At 69.9% G+C, this 24,660-nt stretch carries 22 protein-coding genes and 2 pseudogenes; 22 read left to right on the forward strand and 2 right to left on the reverse strand.

What is annotated here, in order from left to right; translation table 11 throughout:
• Together ABGB05_RS26520 and ABGB05_RS26525 are read left to right on the forward strand one after the other, a co-directional pair.
• Window positions 1–97: pseudogene (locus tag ABGB05_RS26520) on the forward strand (IS982 family transposase); the annotation flags it as partial.
• Window positions 98–186: 89 nt separating this feature from the next.
• On the forward strand, window positions 187–1,446 hold the full coding sequence (locus ABGB05_RS26525; protein WP_347656472.1) for a phospholipase D-like domain-containing protein: 1,260 nt from the start codon (window positions 187–189) through the stop codon (window positions 1,444–1,446).
• Window positions 1,447–1,803: 357 nt separating this feature from the next.
• Here the strand turns inward: ABGB05_RS26525 and ABGB05_RS26530 are convergent, their stop codons facing one another.
• Window positions 1,804–2,295 carry a hypothetical protein gene (locus tag ABGB05_RS26530; RefSeq protein ID WP_347656474.1) on the reverse strand — a complete coding sequence of 164 codons (492 nt, stop codon included), beginning with the start codon at window positions 2,293–2,295 and terminating at the stop codon, window positions 1,804–1,806.
• Entirely contained in the window at window positions 2,289–2,687 is a 399-nt protein-coding gene (locus tag ABGB05_RS26535; RefSeq protein WP_347656476.1) for a hypothetical protein, read from the reverse strand. Before ABGB05_RS26535 ends, ABGB05_RS26530 begins: the two co-directional genes overlap by 7 nt.
• Before the next feature lie 590 nt (window positions 2,688–3,277).
• On the opposite strand from ABGB05_RS26535, the gene mqnC reads away from it, so the two are divergent.
• The 20 genes and pseudogenes from mqnC to nuoN all read left to right on the forward strand — a co-directional run bounded on the left by mqnC (window position 3,278) and on the right by nuoN (window position 24,635).
• A complete protein-coding gene (gene mqnC / locus ABGB05_RS26540) occupies window positions 3,278–4,477 on the forward strand; it encodes a cyclic dehypoxanthinyl futalosine synthase (RefSeq protein ID WP_347656478.1) in 1,200 nt (399 codons plus the stop codon).
• 312 nt (window positions 4,478–4,789) lie between these two features.
• The gene (locus ABGB05_RS26545; protein WP_347656480.1) at window positions 4,790–5,056 is read left to right on the forward strand and encodes a hypothetical protein; all 267 of its coding nucleotides are present in this window, start codon (window positions 4,790–4,792) and stop codon (window positions 5,054–5,056) included.
• Window positions 5,053–5,301: pseudogene (locus ABGB05_RS26550) on the forward strand (LPXTG cell wall anchor domain-containing protein); the annotation flags it as partial. The gene ABGB05_RS26545 and the pseudogene ABGB05_RS26550, both read left to right, overlap by 4 nt.
• A 109-nt stretch (window positions 5,302–5,410) precedes the next feature.
• Window positions 5,411–6,121, forward strand: a complete 711-nt coding sequence (locus ABGB05_RS26555; protein WP_347656482.1) for a demethylmenaquinone methyltransferase — start codon at window positions 5,411–5,413, stop codon at window positions 6,119–6,121.
• Between the two features lie 135 nt (window positions 6,122–6,256).
• On the forward strand, window positions 6,257–6,874 hold the full coding sequence (locus ABGB05_RS26560) for a hypothetical protein (protein WP_347656484.1): 618 nt from the start codon (window positions 6,257–6,259) through the stop codon (window positions 6,872–6,874).
• Between the two features lie 221 nt (window positions 6,875–7,095).
• Entirely contained in the window at window positions 7,096–8,373 is a 1,278-nt protein-coding gene (locus tag ABGB05_RS26565; RefSeq protein ID WP_347656486.1) for a geranylgeranyl reductase family protein, read from the forward strand.
• 122 nt (window positions 8,374–8,495) lie between these two features.
• Complete coding sequence (locus ABGB05_RS26570) at window positions 8,496–8,861, forward strand: NADH-quinone oxidoreductase subunit A (RefSeq protein ID WP_196200262.1); 366 nt, start codon at window positions 8,496–8,498, stop codon at window positions 8,859–8,861.
• Window positions 8,862–8,874: 13 nt separating this feature from the next.
• Window positions 8,875–9,549, forward strand: coding sequence for an NADH-quinone oxidoreductase subunit B family protein (locus ABGB05_RS26575; RefSeq protein WP_347656488.1), 675 nt, complete (start codon window positions 8,875–8,877; stop codon window positions 9,547–9,549).
• The gene (locus ABGB05_RS26580) at window positions 9,546–10,310 is read left to right on the forward strand and encodes an NADH-quinone oxidoreductase subunit C (protein WP_347656490.1); all 765 of its coding nucleotides are present in this window, start codon (window positions 9,546–9,548) and stop codon (window positions 10,308–10,310) included. The genes ABGB05_RS26575 and ABGB05_RS26580 overlap by 4 nt, the downstream gene beginning before the upstream one ends.
• The gene (locus ABGB05_RS26585) at window positions 10,307–11,641 is read left to right on the forward strand and encodes an NADH-quinone oxidoreductase subunit D (RefSeq protein ID WP_347656492.1); all 1,335 of its coding nucleotides are present in this window, start codon (window positions 10,307–10,309) and stop codon (window positions 11,639–11,641) included. The genes ABGB05_RS26580 and ABGB05_RS26585 overlap by 4 nt, the downstream gene beginning before the upstream one ends.
• Window positions 11,641–12,516, forward strand: a complete 876-nt coding sequence (nuoE, locus tag ABGB05_RS26590; RefSeq protein WP_347656494.1) for an NADH-quinone oxidoreductase subunit NuoE — start codon at window positions 11,641–11,643, stop codon at window positions 12,514–12,516. The genes ABGB05_RS26585 and nuoE overlap by 1 nt, the downstream gene beginning before the upstream one ends.
• Window positions 12,513–13,832, forward strand: coding sequence for an NADH-quinone oxidoreductase subunit NuoF (nuoF, locus tag ABGB05_RS26595; protein WP_347656496.1), 1,320 nt, complete (start codon window positions 12,513–12,515; stop codon window positions 13,830–13,832). The genes nuoE and nuoF overlap by 4 nt, the downstream gene beginning before the upstream one ends.
• A 31-nt stretch (window positions 13,833–13,863) precedes the next feature.
• Window positions 13,864–16,347, forward strand: coding sequence for an NADH-quinone oxidoreductase subunit G (locus ABGB05_RS26600; RefSeq protein ID WP_347656498.1), 2,484 nt, complete (start codon window positions 13,864–13,866; stop codon window positions 16,345–16,347).
• A gap of 31 nt (window positions 16,348–16,378) precedes the next feature.
• Complete coding sequence (gene nuoH / locus ABGB05_RS26605; protein WP_347656500.1) at window positions 16,379–17,770, forward strand: NADH-quinone oxidoreductase subunit NuoH; 1,392 nt, start codon at window positions 16,379–16,381, stop codon at window positions 17,768–17,770.
• A 1-nt stretch (window position 17,771) separates the two neighbouring features.
• Complete coding sequence (nuoI, locus tag ABGB05_RS26610) at window positions 17,772–18,383, forward strand: NADH-quinone oxidoreductase subunit NuoI (RefSeq protein ID WP_347656502.1); 612 nt, start codon at window positions 17,772–17,774, stop codon at window positions 18,381–18,383.
• The gene (locus ABGB05_RS26615) at window positions 18,380–19,150 is read left to right on the forward strand and encodes an NADH-quinone oxidoreductase subunit J (RefSeq protein ID WP_347656504.1); all 771 of its coding nucleotides are present in this window, start codon (window positions 18,380–18,382) and stop codon (window positions 19,148–19,150) included. Before nuoI ends, ABGB05_RS26615 begins: the two co-directional genes overlap by 4 nt.
• Window position 19,151: 1 nt before the next feature.
• Window positions 19,152–19,469 carry an NADH-quinone oxidoreductase subunit NuoK gene (gene nuoK / locus ABGB05_RS26620; RefSeq protein ID WP_347656506.1) on the forward strand — a complete coding sequence of 106 codons (318 nt, stop codon included), beginning with the start codon at window positions 19,152–19,154 and terminating at the stop codon, window positions 19,467–19,469.
• Window positions 19,470–19,482: 13 nt separating this feature from the next.
• Window positions 19,483–21,399 carry an NADH-quinone oxidoreductase subunit L gene (gene nuoL / locus ABGB05_RS26625; protein ID WP_347656508.1) on the forward strand — a complete coding sequence of 639 codons (1,917 nt, stop codon included), beginning with the start codon at window positions 19,483–19,485 and terminating at the stop codon, window positions 21,397–21,399.
• A gap of 82 nt (window positions 21,400–21,481) precedes the next feature.
• Window positions 21,482–23,017, forward strand: coding sequence for an NADH-quinone oxidoreductase subunit M (locus ABGB05_RS26630; RefSeq protein WP_347656510.1), 1,536 nt, complete (start codon window positions 21,482–21,484; stop codon window positions 23,015–23,017).
• Between the two features lie 61 nt (window positions 23,018–23,078).
• Window positions 23,079–24,635 (forward strand): NADH-quinone oxidoreductase subunit NuoN, encoded by a 1,557-nt coding sequence (gene nuoN / locus ABGB05_RS26635; protein WP_347656582.1) that lies wholly within the window; start codon window positions 23,079–23,081, stop codon window positions 24,633–24,635.
• Window positions 24,636–24,660 lie beyond the last annotated feature (25 nt).

Consider the following 24,660-nt stretch of genomic DNA (forward strand, 5'->3'; position numbering starts at 1 on the left):
CGTCGGTCAGCGCCTCCTCGCTCTGGCCGCTGTGATCTGGCACAACACCAACATCGGCGCACCCAACCCACGATCACTCATCGCGTACGACCATTGACCAGCAAAGATTTAGGACTCAATCATCTAGATGAAAAAGACCTTCGAGAGCATGTTGCCTGATCGACATATCTGGACTAATAAGAGCGGATGGAGAGTCTGCGGGCACGGCGTACTCCGATCCGGGTCGTCCTGGCGGGGTGCCTGGCGGTGGGCGTGGCGGTGGGTGGACCGCCCGCCTCGGCGGCGACTCCGGCCGGCACCGCTGCCAGGGCGTTCGTCACCGCCGCCGACCCGTTCCCGGCGTACACGGTCTTCAACGTGCCGGCCGAGGACGGCACCCGGGACCGGGCGATCGAGGACGAGCTGGTCCGGCTCGCCGACGGCGTGCCGTCGGGCGGCTACGTCCGGGGGCTGATGTACAGCTGGAGTTCTCCGGTGGTGGCCGAGGCGCTGGCCCGGGCGGCGGCCCGGGGCGCGGTCGTCCGGGTGGTGCTGGACGAGACCGGCGGCGGGGTGAACACCGGCGCGGACAACGCCGCGATGCAGGTGCTCCGGGCGGCCAACCTCGACGACCTGGTGATCTGCGGCAGGACCTCGTCAACGGTGGCCGGGTCGACGGCCTGTATCGGCAACCAGAGCAACTCGATCAACCACAACAAGGTCTTCACGTTCTCGACCAGCGGCACCATGAAGCGGGTGGTCGTGGTCAGTTCGCAGAATCTGACCTTCTCCCAGAACAACCTCTTCAACACCGCGCTGGTCGTGCACGAGGACTACGAGCTGTACGACCACTTCACCGCGTACTTCAACGACATGCGGGCCCAGCGCAAGAACAACAACTACTTCAACGCCACGAACGGCTACTACAAGTCACCGACCACGGCGGTCACGGTCTACCACTCGCCCCGCTCCGACAGTGACACCCTGGCGAACCGGCTGGCCGAGGTGTCCGCGTACGAGCCGGGCTGCTCGGTGGACGTGGCGCACGCCCAGATCACCAACGCCCGCCCCGAGGTCGCCACCGAACTGCGTCGGATCGGCCGGATGGGCTGCCGGGTCCGGGTGGTGTACGGCTCGATGGGCAGCACCACGTACGCCACCCTCAACGGTCAGCCGAACATCTCGCTGAAGAAGTACCACGACGCCGAGGCCAGCAACTACGACGGCCGGGTGGTCACCGTGCACTCCAAGAACATCATCATCCGGGGCACCTTCGTCGGGGTGCCCGGGCGCAGCGTCGTCTTCACCGGTTCGCACAACATCACCGGGCCGGCGCTGCAGGACCATGACGAGACGCTGGTGAAGATCGAGCACCCGACCGTCTGGGACGACTTCCACGCCAACTTCGAGACGCTGTGGAGCCGGGCGAAGTGTGTCAACCCGGACAACGGCAGCTGTACCACCTGAGTTCGTACCCGCCAGGCAGACGCAACTTCGGGGAAGAAGTGGCATCCTCCCGCCAGGAAAGCCACTACTTCCCCGATGTAGTGCGATCTTTCCCCTGGCGGGACGGAAGCGCTGGTTCAGCAGGCCAGTACAGCATGTCGGAGTGGTGCTCGACCATGCTGATCGGCGTGCCGCGAGCCTCCGCGATGTAGTGAGGTCGTCGTCGCGGAGCCGGAGCCGGGCGAGGGGTGCGCCGTAGTCGGCGCAGAGCAGCGAGCGGCTGGGTTCGGCGGGCTCTGGCGGCACGGGCATCGGCGCACCGTCACCGCGCCGTTCGCCCTGCACCACCGGACAACTCGCCCTCTGGGTGGCGCGACCTCAGGCCGGCGTCCGGGCCGGGCACGGGCCGGAACCGGCACCGGTCCGGCAGGTGATCGGTGCCGACACGCTCGACCAGCAGTAGCGCACCCCCTTGATCTTGTTCATCGGCTCGAAGTAGGCGGCGAATCCGGTCACCCGGTGGTTGGTGGGCGACAGCCGGGCAACGCCGCCCGGCCGGGTCACGCTTGCCCGGCCGTCGGCGTCGGTGGTGGCGCGGAACAGCGCCTCGCTGTGCGCGTTGCCCGGCCCCACCACCGTCATTGCCAGCTTCACCGTGACCCCGGCGAACGGCTCGCCGTCCCGGGTCAGCCGGGCGCTGACCGTGAGCGGGGCGGCCACGTCGTCGACCTCGATCGGCGACACCTGAAGCACGGTCTCGGTGCAGCCGCCGGAACAGCCCCCGAGCGGCGTGACGAGGCCGCCGGCGAGCACCAGGGCCAGCAGCCTGGTGCCCCACCGACGGCCCGTCGCCGGCCCGCCGGTCAGCATGCCCCGCCGTCGCCGGTGTTCTCCTGCCTCGGCGCGTGCTCACCGGCGAAGGGCCAGGCGGCGTACGCCAGCAGGTCGAAGCTGTCGTCGTCCACGTCGTCTCCCGGGTCGAGCATGGTCACCACGCTCGGCCGGCCACCGGGCACTGTCACCCCGTTGCGGGGCTTCTCCGCCTGGCCGGGCCAGATCGCCAGGACGATCTCGGCCAGCGGGATGCCCCAGGTGCTGACCTCGAGCATCACCATGCTGGGCTGGCGCAGATCGTATCGATGGTAGTAGACGCTGTCATGCAACCGGGTCAGCGTCAGGTCCTGCGTGAAGAAGTCCGGCCCGACGATCTTGTCGATCCGGAGCAGCAGGTCGATGTCGAGATCGAGGTGGACGCCGGCCATCGACATGGTCGCCGCATCGAACCGGGTTCGCCGGGTCGACGAACTGGGCCAAGGTGACCTGGGGCTGGAGTTTGCGGATGTCCAGATCGGAGGTGCGGTCCGGGGGCAGCCGGACAGCCGCCGGGCGACCTGTACCGAGTCCGGTGCCGGGTCGACCGGCGGCACCTGGGCGAGCCGCGGTATCACCGCGGTACGCGGGGACGGCTGCGCGGCCCGGTCCTGCGCCGCCTCGTCCTGCGTTGCCTCGTCCGGGGTCGCCGAACCAGGTGGCGAGGTCGCGGGCCGGGGTTCGGGGCGGCCGGAGCGGGTTCGGCCCGACCCGGATCCGGTACGGCGAGTTGGCCCGGCCACCAGGAGCACGGCGACCGCGGTGGTCAGGAACGCACGGCCCATGAGCGCGTGACGGCGCATGACGACGCCGCCCCCGGGTGTCGATGGATCCGCCTCACTTTTCGGTGACGTCGATAAATGTCTACGGAGAATCGGGTATCGGACTCATGGCTGTGTTCGGCGCGGCGCGGGATCGGCGCGGGTCACACCGGCGGGGGTGAGGGTGGGTTCGGGCCGGGGCTGGGACGTAGGCTCGGATTGTGACGGTGAGCCGGGAAATCGACGACATCCTGCAACGCGGCGCGGACGGCGGACGGATCACGCCCGAGGAGGCGCTGCTCCTCTACACCGAGGCGCCCTTCCACGCCCTCGGTGAGGCGGCCGACGCGGTACGCCGGCGCCGGTACCCGGACAACATCGTCACGTACCTGATCGACCGCAACATCAACTACACAAACGTCTGCGTCACCGCCTGCAAGTTCTGCGCCTTCTTCCGGGCGCCGAAGCACAAGGAGGGCTGGACGCACCCGACCGAGGAGATCCTCCGCCGGTGCGGCGAGGCGGTCGAGCTGGGCGCGACCCAGGTGATGCTGCAGGGCGGCCACCACCCCGAGTACGGCGTCGAGTACTACGAGGAACTCTTCTCCTCGGTGAAGCGGGCGTACCCGCAGCTGGCGATCCACTCGATCGGGCCGAGCGAGATCCTGCACATGGCGAAGGTCTCCGGGGTCAGCCTGGACGAGGCGATCAGCCGGATCAAGGCCGCCGGGCTGGACTCGATCGCCGGCGCCGGCGCCGAGATGCTGCCGGACCGGCCGCGCAAGGCGATCGCCCCGTTGAAGGAGTCCGGCGCCCGATGGCTGGAGGTGATGGAACTCGCGCACCGGCAGGGCGTCGAGTCCACCGCCACCATGATGATGGGGACCGGCGAGACCAACGCCGAGCGGATCGAGCACCTGCGGATGATCCGTGACGTGCAGGACCGTACCCGGGGATTCCGGGCGTTCATCCCGTGGACGTACCAGCCGGAGAACAACCACCTCAAGGGCCGGACCCAGGCGACCACCACGGAGTACCTGCGGCTGATCGCGGTGGCCCGGCTCTTCTTCGAGACGGTGCCGCACCTGCAGGCATCCTGGCTCACCACCGGCAAGGACGTCGGCCAGCTCGCCCTGCACATGGGGGTCGACGACCTGGGTTCGATCATGCTGGAGGAGAACGTCATCTCGTCGGCCGGTGCCCGGCACCGCTCCAACCTGCACGAACTGATCTGGATGATCCGGTCCGCCGACCGGATCCCGGCCCAGCGGGACACCCTCTACCGACACCTGCGGGTGCACCACACCCCGGCCGACGACCCGACCGACGACCGGGTGGTGTCGCACTTCTCCTCGATCGCCCTGCCCGGCGGCGGGGTCGGCCGGGCGCTGCCGCTGGTCGAGGCGCAGCCGGCCAGCTGAGGATCACCGAATCCGGCCCGGTTCCGCGTCGAACGGTTGACCGGAGGCGAGCGCTGGGTGCCGGCGACGGCTGCCGGTGATCATCCGAATGGTGGATCACGCCCTGTCGATGCGAATGGAATTTCTGTCCGTTGTCCTGGGAGCCCCGGGGAAAGGGTCGCCGCGAAGCCCATTAATTCCGGACATTCCTTGAGTTCCGCCTTGTATGGCGGGCGATAACGGTTCCGTCAAGAGTGTCGCGCCTCGTCCGTGGGACGGGATAACGTCCCGGCTCGTACTTCCGATCTTTCTGCGGGGGAGAGCGTCATCTTCGTGAAGCCAGTACGTGCTGCCCTGCTCAGGGCCGGTGGCGCCGCGCTGCTCGAGGTCGGCGCCGTGGCCGTGGCCGGGGCGCCGTCGTACGCCGCCGGTGCCGGGACAGACCTGGAACTCTCGGTCGCCGGAACCCGGCTGGCCGCCAACGCTCCGGACAAGGAAGGGTGGGTCAAGGTCACCAACAACGACACCGGGACCCCGGAGTCGTTGACGATCTTCGTCGACACCTCGTCACCATGGTCAGCGCCAAGGCGGCCGGGGTGACCGAGGTCGACGCGAGCGACAACTCGGACGGCTTCGCGGTCGTTGTCTCCAACGGCGCCGGCAACGGCGGTGGTGGCGGTGCCGGCGAGGGTGACGGCGGTGGCCTGCCGGTCACCGGTGTGCAGGCCGGCCTGCTCGGCGGGATCGGAGCCGCCGTGGTGCTCGCCGGAGCGCTGATGTTCGTGGCCAGCCGGCGGCGCCGGGTGGTCCTGGTGACCCCGGGCGACGAGAAGTCGGACGCCTGACGGTCGTTCCTTACCGGTCCGCGAGGACCGTTCACATAACGCACGGCATCGAGGGCGGGGTGGGTGACCACCTCGCCCTCGGTGTGTCCGGGGCTGGCAGACTCGCGACGTGACCCGTACTCCGTCTGGACGGCGCGCCAGCCTGGACAAGCAGCCGCACGAGGTCGCGGCGATGTTCGACCAGGTGGCGTCCCGGTACGACCTGACCAACACCGTCATCTCGTTCGGCCAGGACCGGCGTTGGCGTCGACTGACCCTGGCCGCCCTGGAGCTGAACCCCGGTGACCGGGTGCTCGACGTGGGCGCGGGTACCGGTGTCTCCACCGCCGAACTCGCCACCTCCGGGGCGTACGCGGTCGGCATGGACCTGTCGATCGGCATGCTCCGGGCCGGCCGACGGGTACGCCCCGAGGTGCCGCTGCTGGCCGGGGACGCGCTGCGGCTGCCCTTCCCCGACCGGTCCTTCGACGCGGTGACCATCTCGTTCGCGCTGCGTAACGTGGTCGACCCGACGGCGGCGCTGCGGGAGATGGCCCGGGTGACCCGGCCCGGCGGCCGGCTCGTGGTCTGCGAGTTCAGTACGCCGACCAACCCGGCCTTCCGGACCGTCTACCTGTCCTACCTGATGCGTTCGTTGCCGACGGTGGCCCGGGCGGTGGCCAGCAACCCCGACGCGTACGTCTACCTCGCCGAGTCGATCCGGGCCTGGCCGGACCAGGCCGGCCTGGCGGCCCGGATCGTCGACGCCGGCTGGGAGCGGGTGGCCTGGCGGAACCTGACCGGCGGGGTGGTCGCCCTGCACCGTGCCGTCCGGCCGTGACCGGAAGACGTTCTCGGATTCATCTTTCCTGGCGTCGTCACCACAGCGACTGTCGGTCGATTGTGGCCTTCCGGTGGTAAAGGTCTTTGGCCAGTTTGATCCGCATAGCCGGGTTTGACCCCGTAGGCTGCGCCCATGACGGGGGCAGACCGGCGGACCGACGGCACGGAGCCGAACGACCGCGGCGGGTCACCGGTGGGGCCGGCGACCACGGGCGCGGAAGCCGAGGCGGAGGCCGCCGAGCTGATCGCCCAGCTGCGGGAGCTGGCCGGGCCGGATCCGGCCACTGTGCGCACCGTCGTCTCCGACGTGCTCGCCGCACTGGACCGGGTCAGCGGCGGCGCGCTGCGGGAACAGTTGCCGTACGACAGCGAACTGCGCCGTGGTCGGGGTCCGGCGGCAGACGGTGGTGACCTGGACCGGGGCGCCGACATCCGTCCGGCGGCGACGACCAACGGGCATCCCGTCGAACCGCACCCGGCCCAGCCGTACCCGCCGTCGCCGCACCCGGTCGAACCGCGCCCGACCGATCCACAGCCCGGCCGTCCCGGCCCGGCGGATCCGCATCCCGAGCGCCCCGCGCCCGCCGGTCCACATCCGGTCGAGCCCCGACCCGCCGATCCGCATCCGGTGGAGCCCGGGCCGACCGACCCGCATCCGGCGGAACCGGGGCCGGTCACCCCGGGTCCGCTGCGCCGTGGGCCCACCCAGCGGAGCCGGCCGCAGCAGCGCGACGGCGACGACCGCACCTGACCCGGACCGGTCGTCGCACGTGATGCCGGCCCTCCGGCGGCCACAGTGGACGACGCGACGTGACGCGGACCGAGACTGTCGGGTACGTCGGAAGGTAGCCACCACGCCTACCTCGACAGGTTAGGGTCACCTAACCGGGCGCCGACCTTGTCGCGGTCTTAGACTCCTCCCCGAAACAAGCTTGTGAAGCATTTCACGAGCGACCGGCAGGGGAGGCGCAGATGGCCGCAGTCGAACACGACGCGGATGTCATCGTCGTCGGCGCCGGTCCCGGTGGTTCCACCACCGCCTACCACCTGGCCCGGCACGGGGTCAGGGTGCTGCTGCTGGAGAAGACCGAGTTCCCCCGCGAGAAGGTCTGCGGCGACGGGCTCACCCCACGCGCGGTCAAGCAACTCGTCAAACTCGGCATCGACACCTCGACCGAGGCCGGCTGGCTGCGCAACCGCGGCCTGCGGGTGATCGGCGGCGGGATCCGGCTCGAACTGGACTGGCCCGACCTGGCCAGCTTCCCCAACTACGGTCTGGTCCGAACTCGACTCGACTTCGACGACCTGCTCGCCAAGCGTGCCGTCGAGGCCGGCGCGACGCTGCGCACCGGGGTCACCGTCACCGGCCCGGTCCTCGACGAGACCGGCCGGTCGATCGGGGTCACCGCCGAGGTCGGCCCGGACAAGGCCCCGGCGACGTTCCACGCGCCGCTGGTCGTCGCCGCCGACGGGGTCTCCGGGCGGCTGCCGCTCGCGCTCGGTCTGACCAAGCGGGACGACCGGCCGATGGGCGTCGCGGTCCGCCGCTACTACCGGTCGCCGGTCAAGCACCAGGACGACTACCTGGAGTCCTGGCTGGAGCTGCGCAGCCGGGAACACCCGGACAAGCTGCTGCCCGGCTACGGCTGGATCTTCGGCATGGGCGACGGCCGGGTCAACGTCGGCCTCGGCGCGCTGAACTCGTCGCCGAGCTTCGGCAAGACGAACTACCGCCGCCTGCTGACCGACTGGCTCGGCAACACCCCGGAGGACTGGGGCCTCGCCGACGAGGCGAACGCGGACGGCCCGATCCTCGGCGCCGCGCTGCCGATGGGCTTCAACCGGGTACCGCACTACACCCGGGGCGTGCTGCTGGTCGGCGACTCCGGCGGCATGGTCAACCCGTTCAACGGCGAGGGCATCGCGTACGCGATGGAGTCCGGTGAACTCGCCGCCGAGGTGGCGGTGCAGGCGCTGGCCCGACCGGTCGGCGCCGAGCGGGAACGGGCGCTGGCCGGGTACCCGACCGAACTGAAGCTGCGCTACGGCGGCTACTACCGGCTCGGCAACATCTTCGTGAAGCTGATCGGCAACCCGCAGGTCATGCGGCTCGCGACCAGGCACGGCATGCCGCATCCGACCCTGATGCGGTTCGTACTCAAGTTGATGGCCAACCTGACCGACCCGCGTGGCGGGGACGCCATGGACCGGGTCATCAACGCGATGGCAAAGGCGGCTCCGGCCGTGTAGACCGCCGCCGGACCCGCACCTCGCGGGTGTCAGCGGCACCCCGGGCAGCGTCGCCCGGAGGACTGTGAATAGTGTGAATTTGGCATTGACCGAGGGCCGGGAAGGACGAGCAGGGGAAAACGATGTCGCTCTCGCCGTACGTACCCATCATCGGGCTGTTCGCCCTCGCCGCGGGCTTCGCGCTCTTCTCCGTCGCGTCCGCGCGCCTCGCCGGCCCCCGGCGCTACAACAAGGCCAAGCTCGAAGCGTACGAGTGCGGCATCGAGCCGAGCCCGCAGCCGGTCGGCGGCGGCCGGTTCCCGATCAAGTTCTACCTGACGGCGATGCTGTTCATCGTCTTCGACATCGAGATCATCTTCCTGTATCCGTGGGCGGTCTCCTTCGACGTGCTGGGGACCTTCGCCTTCGTGGAGATGGTGCTGTTCATCGTCGCGGTCTTCGTCGCGTACGCCTACGTCTGGCGCCGCGGCGGCCTGGACTGGGACTGAGGGAGGTCGTCAGATGGGTATCGAGGAAAAACTCCCGGCCGGCATCCTGCTGACCTCGGTGGAGAAACTGGTCAACTGGTCCCGCAAGTCGTCGTTCTGGGGCGCCACCTTCGGCCTGGCCTGCTGCGCCATCGAGATGATGGCCGCCGGCGGCTCGCACTACGACATGGGTCGGTGGGGCATGGAGGTCTTCCGCGCCTCGCCCCGGCAGGCCGACCTGATGATCGTCGCCGGCCGGGTCAGCCAGAAGATGGCCCCGGTGCTCCGGCAGATCTACGACCAGATGGCGGAACCGCGCTGGGTGCTCTCGATGGGCGTCTGCGCCAGCAGCGGCGGCATGTTCAACAACTACGCCATCGTGCAGGGCGTCGACCACGTCGTACCGGTCGACATGTACCTGCCCGGCTGCCCGCCCCGGCCCGAGATGCTGATCGACGCCGTTCTCAAGCTGCGCGAGAAGATCGGCCACGAGCCGCTCGGCCCGAACGGCCGCAAGATGCTCGAGGCGCGTCGGGCCCGTGGTGACGTACCGCTGGTGGCGCCGGGCTCGATGCCCTCGTCGTACCGCAACGACAAGGCCCGGCGGGCCGAGTGGACCCGGGCCGTCGCCGAGGGCCGTGAGGAGCAGCTGCGGATCGAGAACTGGATGAAGGCGCAGAACCACCTGGTAGGGGGGTCGGGTCGGTGAGTGACTCCGGTAAGAACGGCGCCACGCCGAACCGGCCCAGCGAGCAGCCGGGCGGCGGCGTGCCGGTGGCCCGGCCGCCGGTCGGCGCGACCAGCGGCGCCCCGGCGGAGTACCCGCCGGCCAGCCGGGCCGGCCGCGGCATGTTCGGCATCCACGGCTCCGGCGACACCTCCGGCTTCGGCGGACTCGTCCGGCAGCGGGTCACCGTCGAGGACAGCCCCCGGCCGTTCGGCGGCTACTTCGACGAGGTCCACGACGCGCTGGAGGAGGCGTACCCGGGCTTCGCGGACGCGATCGAGAAGGTCGTGGTCGACCGGGGCGAGCTGACCCTGCACGTACGCCCGGAGCGGATCGCCGAGGTCTGCCAGGTGATGCGGGACGACGCCGCGCTGCGGTTCGAACTCTGCTCCTCGGTCTCCGGGGTGGACTACCTCGGCAGCGACGCCCGACGGCTGCACGTCGTCTACCAGCTGACCTCGATGACCTTCCGGCGTCAGGTCCGGCTGGAGGTCGCGGTGCCGGCCGACGCGCCGCACGTGCCGAGTGTCACCGCCGTCTACCCGACCGCCGACTGGCAGGAGCGGGAGGCCTACGACATGTTCGGCGTGGTCTTCGACGGCCACCCCAGCCTGACCCGGATCCTGATGCCGGACGACTGGGAGGGTCACCCGCAGCGCAAGGACTACCCGCTCGGCGGCGTCCCGGTCGAGTACAAGGGCGCCCAGATTCCACCGCCGGACCAGCGGAGGTCGTACCAGTGAGCAGCGCACCGAACCCGAGCTACGCCGAGTCCCGGGAGACCACCGAGGGCCGGGTCTTCACCGTCACCGGTGGGGACTGGGACCAGGTGGTCAGCGGGCACGACCCGATCAACGACGAGCGGCTCGTCGTCAACATGGGTCCGCAGCACCCGTCGACGCACGGCGTGCTCCGGCTGATCCTGGAGCTGGAGGGCGAGACCGTCCGCGAGGCGCGGGCGGTGGTCGGCTACCTGCACACCGGGATCGAGAAGAACCTCGAGTACCGCAACTGGGTGCAGGGCAGCACCTTCGTCACCCGGATGGACTACCTGTCGCCGCTGTTCAACGAGACGGCGTACGCGCTGGCGGTGGAGAAGCTGCTCGGCATCACCGACGAGGTGACCGAGCGGGCGACCACCATCCGGGTGCTGATGATGGAGCTGAACCGGATCTCCTCGCACCTGGTCTGGATCGCCACCACGGCGATGGAGCTCGGCGCGGTCAACGTCATGCTCTACGGCTTCCGCGAGCGTGAGTACGTCCTGGAGATCTTCGAGCTGATCACCGGCCTGCGGATGAACATGGCGTACGTCCGCCCGGGCGGCGTCGCGCAGGACGTCCCGGACGAGGCGATCGTCAAGATCCGCGAGTTCCTGAAGCTGCTGCCGAAGAAGCTGAAGGAATACGAGGACATGCTCTCCGGCCAGCCGATCTGGCTGGAGCGGACGCAGAACGTGGCGGTGCTGGACGTGACCGGCTGCGTGGCGCTCGGCGTCACCGGGCCGGTGCTGCGCTCCGCCGGGCTCGCCTGGGACATCCGCAAGACGATGCCGTACTGCGGCTACGAGAACTACGAGTTCGACGTGCCGACCACCGAGTCCGGTGACGTCTGGGGCCGCTACCTGGTCCGGATGGCCGAGATGCGGGAGTCGCTGAAGATCGTCGAGCAGGCGCTGGACCGGCTCCGCCCCGGCCCGATCATGGTCGCCGACAAGAAGATCTCCTGGCCGGCGCAGCTCGCCATCGGGGTCGACGGCATGGGCAACTCGCTGGAGCACGTCGCCAAGATCATGGGTCAGTCGATGGAGTCGCTGATCCACCACTTCAAGCTGGTCACCGAGGGCTTCCGGGTGCCACCGGGCCAGGTCTACGTCGGCATCGAGTCGCCCCGCGGCGAGCTGGGCGTGCACGCCGTCTCCGACGGGGGCACCCGGCCGTACCGGGTGCACTACCGCGAGCCCAGCTTCGTCAACCTGCAGGCCCTGCCGGCGATGGCCGAGGGCGGCCTGATCGCCGACGTGATCGCGGGCGGCGCGTCGCTGGACCCGGTGATGGGTGGGTGTGATCGCTAATGACCGAGACTCAGCTCAACGGCGCGTCGGCGTCCGGGCCCGGCAACGTGCCGGCGCCGCGGAGCAGTGTGGACCGTGCCGAGGACCTGGTGGAGAAGCTGTCGGAACGGGCGAAGGAGATCATCGCCCGCTATCCGGCGGACCGGTCCCGCTCGGCGCTGCTGCCGCTGCTGCACCTGGTCCAGTCCGAGGAGGGGTACGTCTCCCCGGCCGGCGTCGAGTTCTGCGCCCAGGTCCTCAGCCTGAACAAGGCGCAGGTCGGCGCGGTGGCCAGCTTCTACACCATGTACAAGCGCCGGCCCACCGGTGACTGGCTGGTCAGTGTCTGCACCAACACGATGTGCAACGTGCTCGGCGGCCAGCAGGTCTACGACACGCTCAGCGAGCACCTCGGGGTCGGGCACGACGAGACCACCCCGGACGGCAAGGTCACCCTGGAGCACGCCGAGTGTCTGGCGGCCTGCGACTACGGCCCGGTGCTGACCGTCAACTACGACTTCTTCGACCAGGTCGACCCGGACACCGCGGTCGCGCTGGTCAACGAGCTGCGGGCCGGTGGCCGGCCGCAACCGGCCCGGGGCGGTCGGCTCTGCACCCTCAAGGAGATGTCGCTGCAGCTCGCCGGCTTCGCCGACCCGCGCCCGGAGGCGGTGGCCGACGGCGCCGCCGGTGACCCGACGCTGCGCGGCCTGCGCCTGGCCCAGCAGCACGGCATCTCGGTGGCCGGCTTCGACCCGAACACCCCGATCAAGGCCCCGGCCGACAGCGCACCGGCCGAGGCGGCCGGTGCCGGGGCCAACAGGCCGGCCAGCGACCGCAAGCCCGCCGGTGACGCACCGAAGCCCCAGGAGCAGGCGCTCAAGGAGGCCAAATGAGCACCACGCCGCGCCGGGAGACGCTGGAGAAGCTGACCCCGGTCCTCACCAAGCGCTGGCTGTCGCCGGACGCCTGGCGGCTCGACGTCTACGAGCGGCTCGACGGCTACGCGGCGCTGCGCAAGGCGCTCGCCGCGCACCCGGACGACCTGATCCAGCTGGTCAAGGACTCCGGCCTGCGCGGCCGGGGAGGCGCCGGCTTCCCGACCGGTCTGAAGTGGGGCTTCATCCCGCAGGGTGACGGCAAACCTCATTATCTGGTGGTCAACGCCGACGAGGGCGAGCCGGGCACCTGCAAGGACCTGCCGTTGATGACCCACGACCCGCACTCGCTGGTCGAGGGGGTCATCATCGCGTCGTACGCGATCCGGGCCAACCGCGCCTACATCTACATCCGGGGCGAGGCGGTGCACGCCGCCCGCCGGCTGCGCAACGCGGTCGACGAGGCGTACGCCAAGGGCTACCTCGGCCGCAACATCCTCGGCTCCGGTTTCGACCTGGAGCTGGTGGTGCACAGCGGCGCCGGGGCGTACATCTGCGGCGAGGAGACGGCGCTGCTCGACTCGCTGGAGGGCTTCCGGGGTCAGCCCCGGCTCCGTCCGCCGTTCCCGGCGGTCGCCGGCCTGTACGCCTCCCCGACGGTGGTCAACAACGTCGGGACGATCGCCAGCGTGCCGTACATCGTGCTCGGTGGCGCCGCCTGGTGGAAGACCATGGGCACGGAGAAGTCCTCCGGCCCGATGATCTACTCGCTCTCCGGCCGGATCAACAACCCCGGCCAGTACGAGTGCGGCCTCGGCATCACGCTGCGGGAGCTGATCGAGCTGGCCGGTGGCATGCAGCCCGGCCACAACCTGCGGTTCTGGACACCGGGTGGCTCGTCGACCCCGCTGCTGACCGCGGACCACCTCGACGTGCCGCTGGACTTCGAGGGGGTGGCGGCGGCCGGGTCGATCCTCGGCACCACCGCCACGCAGATCTTCTCCGACCAGGACTGCCCGGTCTACGCCACCTACCGGTGGCTGGAGTTCTACCACCACGAGTCGTGCGGAAAGTGCACGCCGTGCCGGGAGGGCAACTACTGGATGGTCCGCACCTACCGGCGGATCCTGGCCGGCCAGGGCACCCACCAGGACCTGGACACCCTGCTGGACACCTGCGACAACATCCTCGGCCGCTCGTTCTGCGGTCTCGGTGACGGCGCGACCAGCCCGGTGACCTCCTCGCTGCAGTACTTCAAGCAGGACTACCTCGACTACATCGAGGGCCGGACGGCGCCGAAGCTGTCGGAGAAGACCCTGGTAGGGGCGCACTGATGCCCGCACTCGCGAAGGAGGGGCGGCCCTCATGACGGACGTTGCTAAGAAGGCCGACACCGTCACGCTCACCATCGACGGCATCGAGGTCACCGCGCCGAAGGGCGCGCTGCTGATCCGGGTCGCCGAGCAGTTGGGCATCGAGATCCCGCGGTTCTGCGACCACCCGCTGCTCGCGCCGGCCGGCGCCTGCCGGCAGTGTCTGGTCGAGGTGGAGGGGCAGCGCAAGCCGGTCGCCTCCTGCACCCAGACGGTGGCCGAGGGCATGGTGGTCCGGACCCAGCTCAGCTCCCCGGTCGCCGCGAAGGCGCAGCAGGGCATCATGGAGCTGCTGCTGATCAACCACCCGCTCGACTGCCCGATGTGTGACAAGGGCGGTGAGTGCCCGCTGCAGAACCAGGCGATGTCGACCGGCCGCACCGACAGCCGGTTCCAGGAGCAGAAGCGGGAGTACCCGAAGCCGCTCCCGATCTCCACCCAGGTGCTGCTGGACCGCGAGCGCTGCGTGCTCTGCCAGCGCTGCACCCGGTTCTCCGAGGAGATCGCCGGTGACAAGTTCATCGACCTGATGAACCGGTCGAGCGCCGAGGAGATCAACGTCTACCGGGACGAGGTCTACGGCGGCGAGGAGGGCGACGAGGGCGACGTCCCGTTCAACTCCTACTTCTCCGGCAACACGGTGCAGATCTGCCCGGTCGGCGCGCTGACCGGTGCCCAGTACCGGTTCCGGGCCCGCCCGTTCGACCTGGTCTCCACCCCGAGCGTCTGCGAGCACTGCTCGGCCGGCTGCGCCCAGCGCACCGACCACCGGCGCGGCAAGGTGATGCGCCGGCTGGCCGGCGACGACCCGGCGGTGAACGAGGAGTGGAACTGCGACAAGGGCCGCTGGGGCTTCCGGTACGCCACCGCCAACGAGCGGGTCACCACGCCGCTGCTGCGTGACCGCCGTACCGGTGAGCTGCGCGAGGCCTCCTGGAGCGAGGCGCTGGCGTACACCGCCGAGAAGCTGCGCGACGCCCGGGACGCGGGTTCCGGTGTCGGCGTACTGACCGGCGGCCGGCTCACCGTCGAGGACGCGTACGCCTACGCCAAGTTCGCCCGGGTGGCGCTGCACAGCAACGACGTCGACTTCCGGGCCCGGCCGGTCTCCGCCGAGGAGGCCCAGTTCCTGGCCAGCACGGTCGCCGGCACCACCGATGTCAGCTACGCCGACGTGGAGAACGCGCCGGTCGTGGTGATCGCCGGACTGGAGCCGGAGGAGGAGTGCCCGATCCTCTTCCTGCGGCTGCGCAAGGCGTACACCAACAAGCGTCTCAAGGTGCTGGCGCTGGCGCCGTTCGCCAGCCGGGGCCTGGTCAAGCTCGGTGCGACGGTGCTGACCGCGGTCCCCGGCGACGAGGCCCGGCTGCTGGCCGAGGATCCGACGGTCGCCGAGGCGCTGCGCCAGCCGGGCGCGGTGCTGCTGGTCGGCGAGCGGCTCGGCACGGTGGCCGGTGGGCTCTCCGCCGCCGCCGAGCTGGCCGAGACCACCGGGGCCAAGCTGGCCTGGGTGCCCCGGCGGGCCGGCGACCGCGGCGCGGTCGACGCGGGTCTGCTGCCGAACCTGCTCCCCGGCGGCCGGCCGGTCACCGACCCGGCGGCCCGGGCCGAGCTGGCCGAGCTCTGGGACCTGGCGGCCGGGGTCATCCCGAGCGCGCCCGGCCGGGACACCGACGGCATCCTCGCCGCCGCCGCGTCCGGCGGCCTCGGCGCGCTGGTGGTGGCCGGGGTCGACCCAGCCGACCTGGCCGACCCGAGACTGGCCGACGAGGCGCTGGAGACGGTGCCGTTCCTGGTCAGCCTGGAGCTGCGGCACACCGCGGTGACCCGTCGCGCGGACGTGGTCTTCCCGGTCGCCCCGGTGGTGGAGAAGCCCGGCAGCTTCCTGGACTGGGAGGGCCGGCTGCGTACCTTCGACGCGGTCCTGAACACCGCGGCGATGACCGACGCCCGGGTGCTGGACGCGATCGCCGCCCAGCTCGACGTGCGGCTCGGCACCGGCGACGTGTTCAGCGTCCGCCGGGAACTCGGCGCGTTGCCGCCGACCCGGGCCACCCGGACCGCTGCCCCGGCGGTGGCGCCGGCCGAACCGGTCCGGCCCGGTGCCGGCGAGGCGGTCCTGGCCACCTGGCACCAGCTGGTCGACAACGGCACGCTGATCGAGGGCGATCCGCACCTCGGCGGTACGGCCCGGCCGTCGCTGGTCCGGCTCGGCAAGGGCACCGCGGAGGCGCTCGGTGTCGCCGACGGCGACGCGGTCACGGTCGGCACGGACCGGGGCGCGCTCACCCTGCCGGTGGCGATCACCGATATGCCGGACGGGGTGGTCTGGCTGCCCACCAACTCGCCCGGCGCGACCGTACGGCGCAGCCTCGGGGTGACCTCCGGTGCGGTTGTCCGGCTGACCGCCGGTGCCGCCGGCCCGGTCGCCACCGATACGGCACCGCTGCTGAACGCTGCTGGAGGCCTCCAGTGAGACGTGTAGTCGCGAACAGAGGGGAAGCCCGGTGAGCGGACTCACCTACCTCGCCCAGGATCCGACGCTGCAGGACTTCGGCAGGGATCCGTGGTGGCTGGTCCTGATCAAGGTCGTCGGGGCGTTTGTCTTCGCGGTGCTGGCGACCCTGCTCGGCGTCTGGTTCGAGCGGCGCGTGGTGGCCCGGATGGCCCAGCGTCCCGGTCTGAACCAGATCGGCCCGTTCGGCCTGCTGCAGACCCTCGCCGACGGTCTCAAGATGGCCTTCAAGGAGGACATCCTCCCGAAGGCGGCGGACAAGGTCGTCTACTTCTTCGCCCCGACCATCTCGGTGATCAGCGCGGTCACCGCGCTGTCGGTGGTGCCGTTCGGCCCGATGGTGAGCATCTTCGGTGAGCGGACGCCACTGCAGGTCACCGACGTCTCGGTGGCGGTGCTGGTGCTGCTGGCCTGCTCCTCGATGGGCGTCTACGGCATCGTGCTCGGCGGGTGGGCGTCCGGTTCGACGTACCCGCTGCTCGGTGGTCTCCGGTCGACGGCGCAGATGATCTCGTACGAGGTGGCGATGGGTCTGTCCATCGTCGCGGTCTTCATGACCGCCGGCACCATGTCGACAAGCGGGATCGTCGCGGCCCAGGGGGACGGCACCCGGCTGAACATCGCCGGCGTCGACCTGCCCGCCCCCGGCTGGTACGCCATCCTGCTGCTGCCGAGCTTCGTCATCTTCTTCATCTCCACCGTCGGTGAGACGAACCGGGCGCCGTTCGACCTGCCCGAGGCGGAGTCGGAGCTGGTCGCGGGCTTCATGACCGAGTACAGCTCGCTGAAGTTCGCGCTCTTCATGCTCTCCGAGTACGTCGCCATGGTGACCATGTCGGCGGTCACCGTGACGCTCTTCCTCGGCGGCTGGCGGGCGCCGTACCCGATCACCCTCTGGGAGGGGGCGAACTCCGGCTGGTGGCCGCTGCTCTGGTTCATGGGCAAGGTCATCGCGCTGGTCTTCGTGTTCATCTGGCTGCGCGGCACCCTGCCCCGGCTCCGGTACGACCAGTTCATGCGGCTCGGCTGGAAGGTGCTGCTGCCGATCAACCTGGTCTGGATCCTGGTCCTGGCCGGCATCCGCACCCTGCAGAAGGAAGACCTCGGCACCACCACCAAGGCCCTGATCGCCGCCGGGACGGTGCTGACCGTGCTGCTGGTCTCGCTGCTCTGGCCGAGCAGGCCGCAGCCGCCGAAGCGGACGCTGCAGGAACAGGTGAACCGGCGCCCGACGGGCAGCTTCCCGCTGCCGCCGATGGATCTGCAGGTGCCGCCGAGTCCTCGGATGAAGCGTGCGGTCGCCGAACGCGAGCCGGCGAACGCGGTCGAGGGCGAGCCCGCGAGCGTGGGCGCCGGTACCGGCTCCGACGAGAAGGAGGTGTGACGTGGGCGCGATCACCGGAACGTTCAAGGGCTTCGGGGTCACCTTCTCGCACATGTTCAAGAAGGTCGTCACCACCGACTATCCGTTCAAGCCGCCGGTCTCGGCGCCGCGCTACCACGGGCGGCACATCCTCAACCGGCACCCGGACGGGCTGGAGAAGTGCATCGGCTGTGAGCTGTGCGCCTGGGCCTGCCCGGCGGACGCGATCTACGTCGAGGGTGGCGACAACACCGAGGAGCAGCGCTTCTCCCCGGGCGAGCGGTACGCGAAGACGTACCAGATCAACTACGCCCGGTGCATCTTCTGCGGACTCTGCATCGAGGCCTGCCCGACCCGCTCGCTCACCATGAGCAACGAGTACGAACTGGCCCGGGACAGCCGGCAGGACCTGATCTTCACCAAGGAGCAGCTGCTGGCGCCGCTGCTGCCCGGGATGGAGCAGCCGCCGCACCCGATGCGACTCGGTGACACCGAGAAGGACTACTACATCGGCGCACTCACCAACCCGGGCACCTCGGCCGGCGCGGAGCGCGCACCCTGGGCGGACAACACCGCCGTGGACGGCTCGGGACCGGCCGCCGGTACGGCTGCCGCCGGAGAGAAGGCGTCATGACGACACAGACGGTGCTCGCCGCCGCCGGCGGGGTGACCGGCGGGGAACAGGTGACCTTCTGGATCCTCGCCCCGCTCGCCCTGATCGGCGCGCTCGGCATGGTCTGGGCGCGCAACGCGGTGCACTCGGCGCTCTGGCTGGTGCTGACGATGCTCTGCCTCGGCGTCTTCTACGTGCTGCAGGCCGGACCGTTCATCGGCATGGTGCAGATCATCGTCTACACCGGCGCGATCATGATGCTCTTCCTGTTCGTGCTGATGCTGGTCGGCCGGGACGCCACGGACTCGCTGATCGAGACGCTGCGCGGGCAGCGGGTCGCGGCGATCGTGCTCGGCCTCGGCTTCGGCACCCTGGTCGCCACCGGCCTGTGGCGGGCCATCGGCCAGTCCGACGCCGTCGGCCTGGAGCAGGCGAACGCGAACGGCAACGTGCAGGGAATCGCGACGCTGCTCTTCACGAAGTACGTCTTCGCGTTCGAGATCACCTCGGCGCTGCTGATCACCGCCGCGGTCGGCGCGATGGTGCTGGCCCACGTCGAGCGGCGCCGCCAGGACCGGATGGACCAGGTGGCGACGATGAAGGCCCGGTTCCGGCCCGGCAACTACCCCGGCCCGAAGCCCGGCCCCGGCGTCTACGCCACCTCGTCCTCGGTCGCCACCCCGGCCCGGCTGCCCGACGGCGCGGTGACCGAGCGGAGCGTTCCGCAGATCCTGCCGCAGCGTGAACTGGCCGACGAGGAGATCGCGCTGAAGGGGACGGAGAAATAACATGTCGGACTTCTTCTCGGTTTCGCCGACCCACTACCTGATCCTCGCCTCGGTGCTCTTCACCATCGGCGCGCTCGGGGTGCTGGTCCGGCGCAACGCGATCGTCCTCTTCATGTGCATCGAGCTGATGCTCAACGCGGCCAACCTGGCGCTGGTCACGTTCAGCCGGATCAACGGCGACCTGAACGGTCAGATCATGGCGTTCTTCGTCATGGTGGTGGCCGCCGCCGAGGTTGTGGTCGGGCTGGCCATCATCATGACGATCTTCCGGACTCGGCGCTCGGCGAGCGTCGACGACGCCAACCTGTTGAAGTACTAAGAGGGGCCCACCAGTGGAACATACTGTGGAGTACGCCCAGGCCACGGGGTTGTTGGGCAGCGTGTGGCTGCTGGTGGCGATCCCGCTGGTCAGCGCGGCGATCCTCCTGCTGCTCGGCCGGCGGGCGGACCGGTGGGGGCACTGGCTCGGCGTCGCCAGCGTCGGTGTCGCCTTCGTGCTCGGCCTGACCTACTTCTTCCAGCTGCGCGGCCTGGAGAACCGCTCGGTCGAGCGCAGCCTCTGGGAGTTCATCACCGTCGGCGACCTGCACGTCGACTTCGGCCTGCTCTTCGACCCGCTGGCCGCGGTCTTCGTCCTGCTGATCACCGGGGTGGGCTTCCTGATCCACCTGTACGCGGTCGAGTACATGCGCCACGACGCCGGCCGGCGACGGTTCTTCGGGTTCTTCAACCTCTTCGTCGCCGCGATGCTGCTGCTGGTGCTCGGCAACAACTACGTGATGCTCTACGTCGGCTGGGAGGGCGTCGGTGTCGCGTCGTACCTGCTGATCTCGTTCTGGCAGGACCGGCCGAGCGCGGCCACCGCCGGCAAGAAGGCTTTCCTGATGAACCGGGTCGGTGACGCCGGCCTGGCGATCGCCATCTTCATCATGTTCGCCACCCTGGGCAGCACCCAGTACGCCGACGTCTTCAACGGCGCGGGCGCGCTGGCCGGCGGCACCGTCCTGGTGATGGGCCTGCTGCTGCTGCTCGGTGCGGCCGGCAAGTCCGGCCAGTTCCCGCTGCAGGCCTGGTTGCCGGACGCGATGGAGGGCCCCACCCCGGTCTCCGCGCTGATCCACGCCGCGACGATGGTGACCGCCGGCGTCTACCTGATCGCCCGGTCCAACCCGATCTTCTCGCTCGACCCGACGCTGCAGACCGTGGTGGTCAGCGTCGGCGCGCTGACCCTGCTGATGGGCTGCATCATCGGCGCCGCCAAGGACGACATCAAGCGGGTCCTGGCCTGGTCGACGGTGAGCCAGATCGGCTACATGTTCCTCGGCGTCGGGCTCGGCGGCGGGGCGTACGCGCTGGCCATCATCCACCTGCTGGCGCACGGCTTCTTCAAGGCCAACATGTTCCTCGGCGCCGGCTCGGTCATGCACGGCATGAACGACCAGGTCGACATCCGCCGCTTCGGCGGGTTGGCGAAGTACATGCGGATCACCTGGGTCACCTTCGGCCTCGGCTGGCTGGCGATCATCGGCATGTTCCCGTTCTCCGGCTACTTCACCAAGGAGCCGATCATCGTCGAGGCGTTCGCCCGCGAGGGCTGGACCGCCTGGCTCTACGGCGGTGCCGCACTGCTCGGCGCCGGACTGACCGCCTTCTACATGACCCGGCTCTTCGTCCTCACCTTCCACGGCCCGAAGCGGTGGACCGAGGACATCCACCACCCGCACGAATCCCCGCTGTTGATGACCGTGCCGCTGATCCTGCTCGGTCTCGGCTCGGTGGTCGCCGGCTTCCTGATGAAGAGCCCGGTCGCCCAGTGGCTGACGCCGGTGCTCGGACACGGTGAGCACCACGAGCCGGTGCTTTCGCACACCGTGATCACCGTGCTGTCGCTCGCCCTCACCGTGCTCGGTGCCGGACTGGCCTGGGTGTTGTTCCGCAACGGCACCGCCCCGCAGGAGCAGCCGGCCGGCGTACTGGTGACCGCGGCCCGGCGCAACCTGTACACCGACGCGTTCAACGTCGCGGTCTTCGAGAAGCCGGGCATCTTCCTCACCCGGGCGCTTGTCTTCCTCGACAATCGGGGCGTCGACGGGCTGGTCAACGGGCTCGCCGCCGCGGTCGGTGGCGGATCCGGCCGACTGCGCCGGCTGCAGACCGGTTTCGTCCGGTCGTACGCGACGTCCATTCTGACCGGCGCCCTGCTGGTGGTGGCGGCGTTCCTGGCCGTGCAGGCGGGGTGGTTCGCGTGACCCACCTGACCCGACCGGCTACGCCGATCCGGCCGGCCGGAGTTTTCCGGCCGGGCACTGACGACGGAGGTAAGGCCGAATAATGTCCGACTTCCCCTTCCTCTCGGTGCTCACCGTCGCACCGCTGGTCGGCGGTCTGGTGCTGGTGTTCCTGCCGGCCAGCCGGGGTGAACTCGCCAAGCGCATCGCGCTCGGCTGGTCGCTCGCCGTCCTGGTGCTCGCGGTCTTCATGTGGTTCGCGTTCGACGCCGGCGGCGACCGGATGCAGTTGCGCGAGTCGTACTCCTGGATTCCGCGCTGGGGGGTGAACTTCACCTTCGCCGCGGACGGCATCGCCCTGGTGATGCTGGCGCTGATCGCGCTGCTCGTACCGCTGGTGATCCTGGCCTCCTGGCACGACGCGGACAACCTGAAGCGGTCGGTTCCGGTCTACTTCGCGCTGCTGCTCTTCCTGGAGAGCACGATGATCGGCGTCTTCGCCGCCGCCGACGTCTTCCTGTTCTACGTGTTCTTCGAGGTCATGCTGGTGCCGATGTACTTCCTCATCGGCAGCTACGGCGGCCACCAGCGCCAGTACGCCGCAGTGAAGTTCTTCCTCTACTCGCTGGTCGGCGGTCTGTTCATGCTGGCCGCGGTGATCGGCCTCTGGGCGGTCGGGGGCAAGACCTTCGACTGGCAGGCGCTGACCCAGATCGACATCTCCACCGGCACCGAGCGCTGGCTCTTCCTCGGCTTCTTCGTGGCGTTCGCGATCAAGGCGCCGTTCTTCCCGTTCCACACCTGGCTGCCGGACGCCGGTGGCGCCGCCCCGGCCGGCTCGGCCGCGCTGCTGGTCGGCGTGATGGACAAGGTCGGCACCTTCGGCATCCTGCGGTACTGCCTGCCGCTGTTCCCCGAGGCGTCGAAGTGGTTCGCCCCGTGGGCGATCGCCCTGGCGCTGGTCGGGATCATCTACGCGGCACTGCTCGCGGTCGGCCAGAACGACCTGAAGCGGCTGGTGTCGTACACCTCGATCGCGCACTTCGGGTTCATCGGCGTCGGCATCTTCGCCTTCACCAGCCAGGCCGGCAGCGGCGCGGTCCTCTACATGGTCAACCACGGTCTGGCCACCGGCCTGCTCTTCCTGGTGGTCGGCATGCTGGTCGCCCGGCGCGGGTCCGCGCTGATCAGCGACTTCGGTGGTGCGGGCAAGCTCGTCCCGGTGCTGGCCGGGGTGTTCTTCTTCGCCGGTCTCGCCTCGCTGGCGCTGCCCGGTACGGCGCCGTTTGTCTCCGAGTTCCTGGTGCTGATCGGGACGTACACGGTGAACAAGCCGGTGGCGATCATCGCCACCGCCGGCATCATCCTGGCCGCCGCGTACGTGCTGTGGATGGTGCAGCGCACCACCCAGGGCACCCTGAACCCGGCGTTGACCGGGGTCGAGGGGATGCGCCGGGACCTGTCGGTACGGGAGAAGGTCGTGGTCGCCCCGCTGATCGCGCTCCTGCTGGTCCTCGGCTTCTACCCGAAGCCGGTCACCGACGTCATCAACCCCGCCGTCCAGGCCACCATGGAGCAGGACCTCAACACCCAGGACCCGGCTCCGACCGTGGGCACCGTCCAGGAGGCACACCGGTGAGCCGCCTCCGCACGTCGGGTGCTGTCGTACGGCTCCCAGTCGCGAACGTAAGGAAGGTCCGATAATGGACTTCAAGCTTCCGGCGATCGACTACGCGGCACTCGCGCCGATGCTGATCCTCTTCGGGGCGTCCCTGCTCGGCGTCCTCGTCGAGGCGTTCGTCCCGCGGGCCCGGCGGCATCTGGTGCAGCTTGTCCTCGGCCTGCTCGCCGTGGTCGCCGCGGTGGTGATGGTGGTACTGAACGCCGACAAGCGGCAGGTCACCATCGGCGGCGCGGTCGCGGTCGACGGGCCGACGCTCTTCCTGCAGGGCGCGATCCTGGTGCTGGCCGGCATCTCGCTGCTGCTCATCGGGGAACGTACGGTGCAGCGGGGCGGTGCCTTCGTGGCGCACGCCGCGGTCACCGTCGGGTCGCCGGAGGACAGCCGGCAGGCCGAAAAGGAGGGCGGGCTGACCGAGGTCTACCCGCTGACCCTGTTCGCCGTCTCCGGCATGCTGCTCTTCGTCGCGGCGAACGACCTGCTGACGATGTTCATCGCCCTGGAGGCGTTCTCGCTGCCGCTCTACCTGCTCTGCGCGCTGGCCCGCCGCCGGCGGCTGCTGAGCCAGGAGGCGGCGCTGAAGTACTTCCTGCTCGGCTCGTACGCCTCGGCGTTCTTCCTGTTCGGCATGGCGCTGGTCTACGGCTACACGGTCGGGTCCGGCAACCAGGGCGGCGGGGTCGACTTCCAGACCATCCGGGACGCGGTCGGCAACTCGTCGGCCAGCCCGATCCTGCTGCTCGCCGGGCTGTCGCTGCTCGCCATCGGCCTGCTGTTCAAGATCGCGGCGGCGCCGTTCCACGTCTGGACCCCGGACGTCTACCAGGGCGCGCCGACCCCGATCACCGCCTTCATGGCGGCCTGCACCAAGGTCGCCGCGTTCGGCGGTCTGCTCCGGGTCCTCTACGTCGCGTTCTTCGGCGCGAACTGGGACTTCAAGCCGATCCTCGGCGTGATCGCCGTACTGACCATGCTGGTCGGCGCGGTGCTGGCGGTCACCCAGACCGACATCAAGCGGTTGCTCGCGTACTCGTCGGTGGCGAACGCCGGCTACCTGCTGGTCGGCGTTCTGGCGCTGTCCCGGGACGGGCTATCCAGCACGATGTTCTACCTGGTCGCGTACGGCTTCTCGGTGCTCGCCGCGTTCGGTGTGGTGACCCTGGTCCGGGACGCCGACGGCGAGGCCACCCACCTGTCCCGGTGGGCCGGGCTGGGCCGCCGCTCGCCGCTCTACGCCGGCCTGTTCACCTTTGTCCTGCTGGCCTTCGCCGGTATTCCGCTGACCAGCGGCTTCACCAGCAAGTTCGCGGTGTTCGGGGCGGCGCTGGACGCCGGACAGTCCTGGCTGGTGATCGCCGGTGTGCTGACCAGCATGATCCTCGCCTTCCCGTACCTGCGGGTGGTCGTGATGATGTGGCTCTCCGAGCCGGGTGACAACACCCCGACCGTCTCGCTGCCGGGCGGGCTGACCACCGCGGCGCTGATGATCGGTGTGCTCGCCACCCTGGTGCTCGGGGTCGCCCCGGCGCCGCTGCTGGACCTTGCCAACGGCGCCGCGGAGTTCGTGGGTCGATGACCGGTTCCCCCGCGCCCGCGACGTC

This window comes from Plantactinospora sp. B5E13, from assembly GCF_039871775.1.
In the GTDB taxonomy this organism is placed as follows: domain Bacteria; phylum Actinomycetota; class Actinomycetes; order Mycobacteriales; family Micromonosporaceae; genus Plantactinospora.

Excerpts from the sequence above, each read along its gene's own strand:
- nuoE (WP_347656494.1), top strand. The coding sequence starts at position 11,641 with ATGACCGAGACTCAGCTCAACGGCGCGTCGGCGTCCGGGCCCGGCAAC.
- ABGB05_RS26525 (WP_347656472.1), top strand. The coding sequence starts at position 187 with ATGGAGAGTCTGCGGGCACGGCGTACTCCGATCCGGGTCGTCCTGGCG.
- ABGB05_RS26535 (WP_347656476.1), bottom strand. The coding sequence starts at position 2,687 with ATGGCCGGCGTCCACCTCGATCTCGACATCGACCTGCTGCTCCGGATC.
- ABGB05_RS26530 (WP_347656474.1), bottom strand. The coding sequence starts at position 2,295 with ATGCTGACCGGCGGGCCGGCGACGGGCCGTCGGTGGGGCACCAGGCTG.
- ABGB05_RS26565 (WP_347656486.1), top strand. The coding sequence starts at position 7,096 with ATGGCCGCAGTCGAACACGACGCGGATGTCATCGTCGTCGGCGCCGGT.
- ABGB05_RS26570 (WP_196200262.1), top strand. The coding sequence starts at position 8,496 with ATGTCGCTCTCGCCGTACGTACCCATCATCGGGCTGTTCGCCCTCGCC.
- ABGB05_RS26560 (WP_347656484.1), top strand. The coding sequence starts at position 6,257 with ATGACGGGGGCAGACCGGCGGACCGACGGCACGGAGCCGAACGACCGC.
- ABGB05_RS26615 (WP_347656504.1), top strand. The coding sequence starts at position 18,380 with ATGACGACACAGACGGTGCTCGCCGCCGCCGGCGGGGTGACCGGCGGG.
- ABGB05_RS26600 (WP_347656498.1), top strand. The coding sequence starts at position 13,864 with ATGACGGACGTTGCTAAGAAGGCCGACACCGTCACGCTCACCATCGAC.
- ABGB05_RS26630 (WP_347656510.1), top strand. The coding sequence starts at position 21,482 with ATGTCCGACTTCCCCTTCCTCTCGGTGCTCACCGTCGCACCGCTGGTC.
- ABGB05_RS26575 (WP_347656488.1), top strand. The coding sequence starts at position 8,875 with ATGGGTATCGAGGAAAAACTCCCGGCCGGCATCCTGCTGACCTCGGTG.
- nuoF (WP_347656496.1), top strand. The coding sequence starts at position 12,513 with ATGAGCACCACGCCGCGCCGGGAGACGCTGGAGAAGCTGACCCCGGTC.
- nuoK (WP_347656506.1), top strand. The coding sequence starts at position 19,152 with ATGTCGGACTTCTTCTCGGTTTCGCCGACCCACTACCTGATCCTCGCC.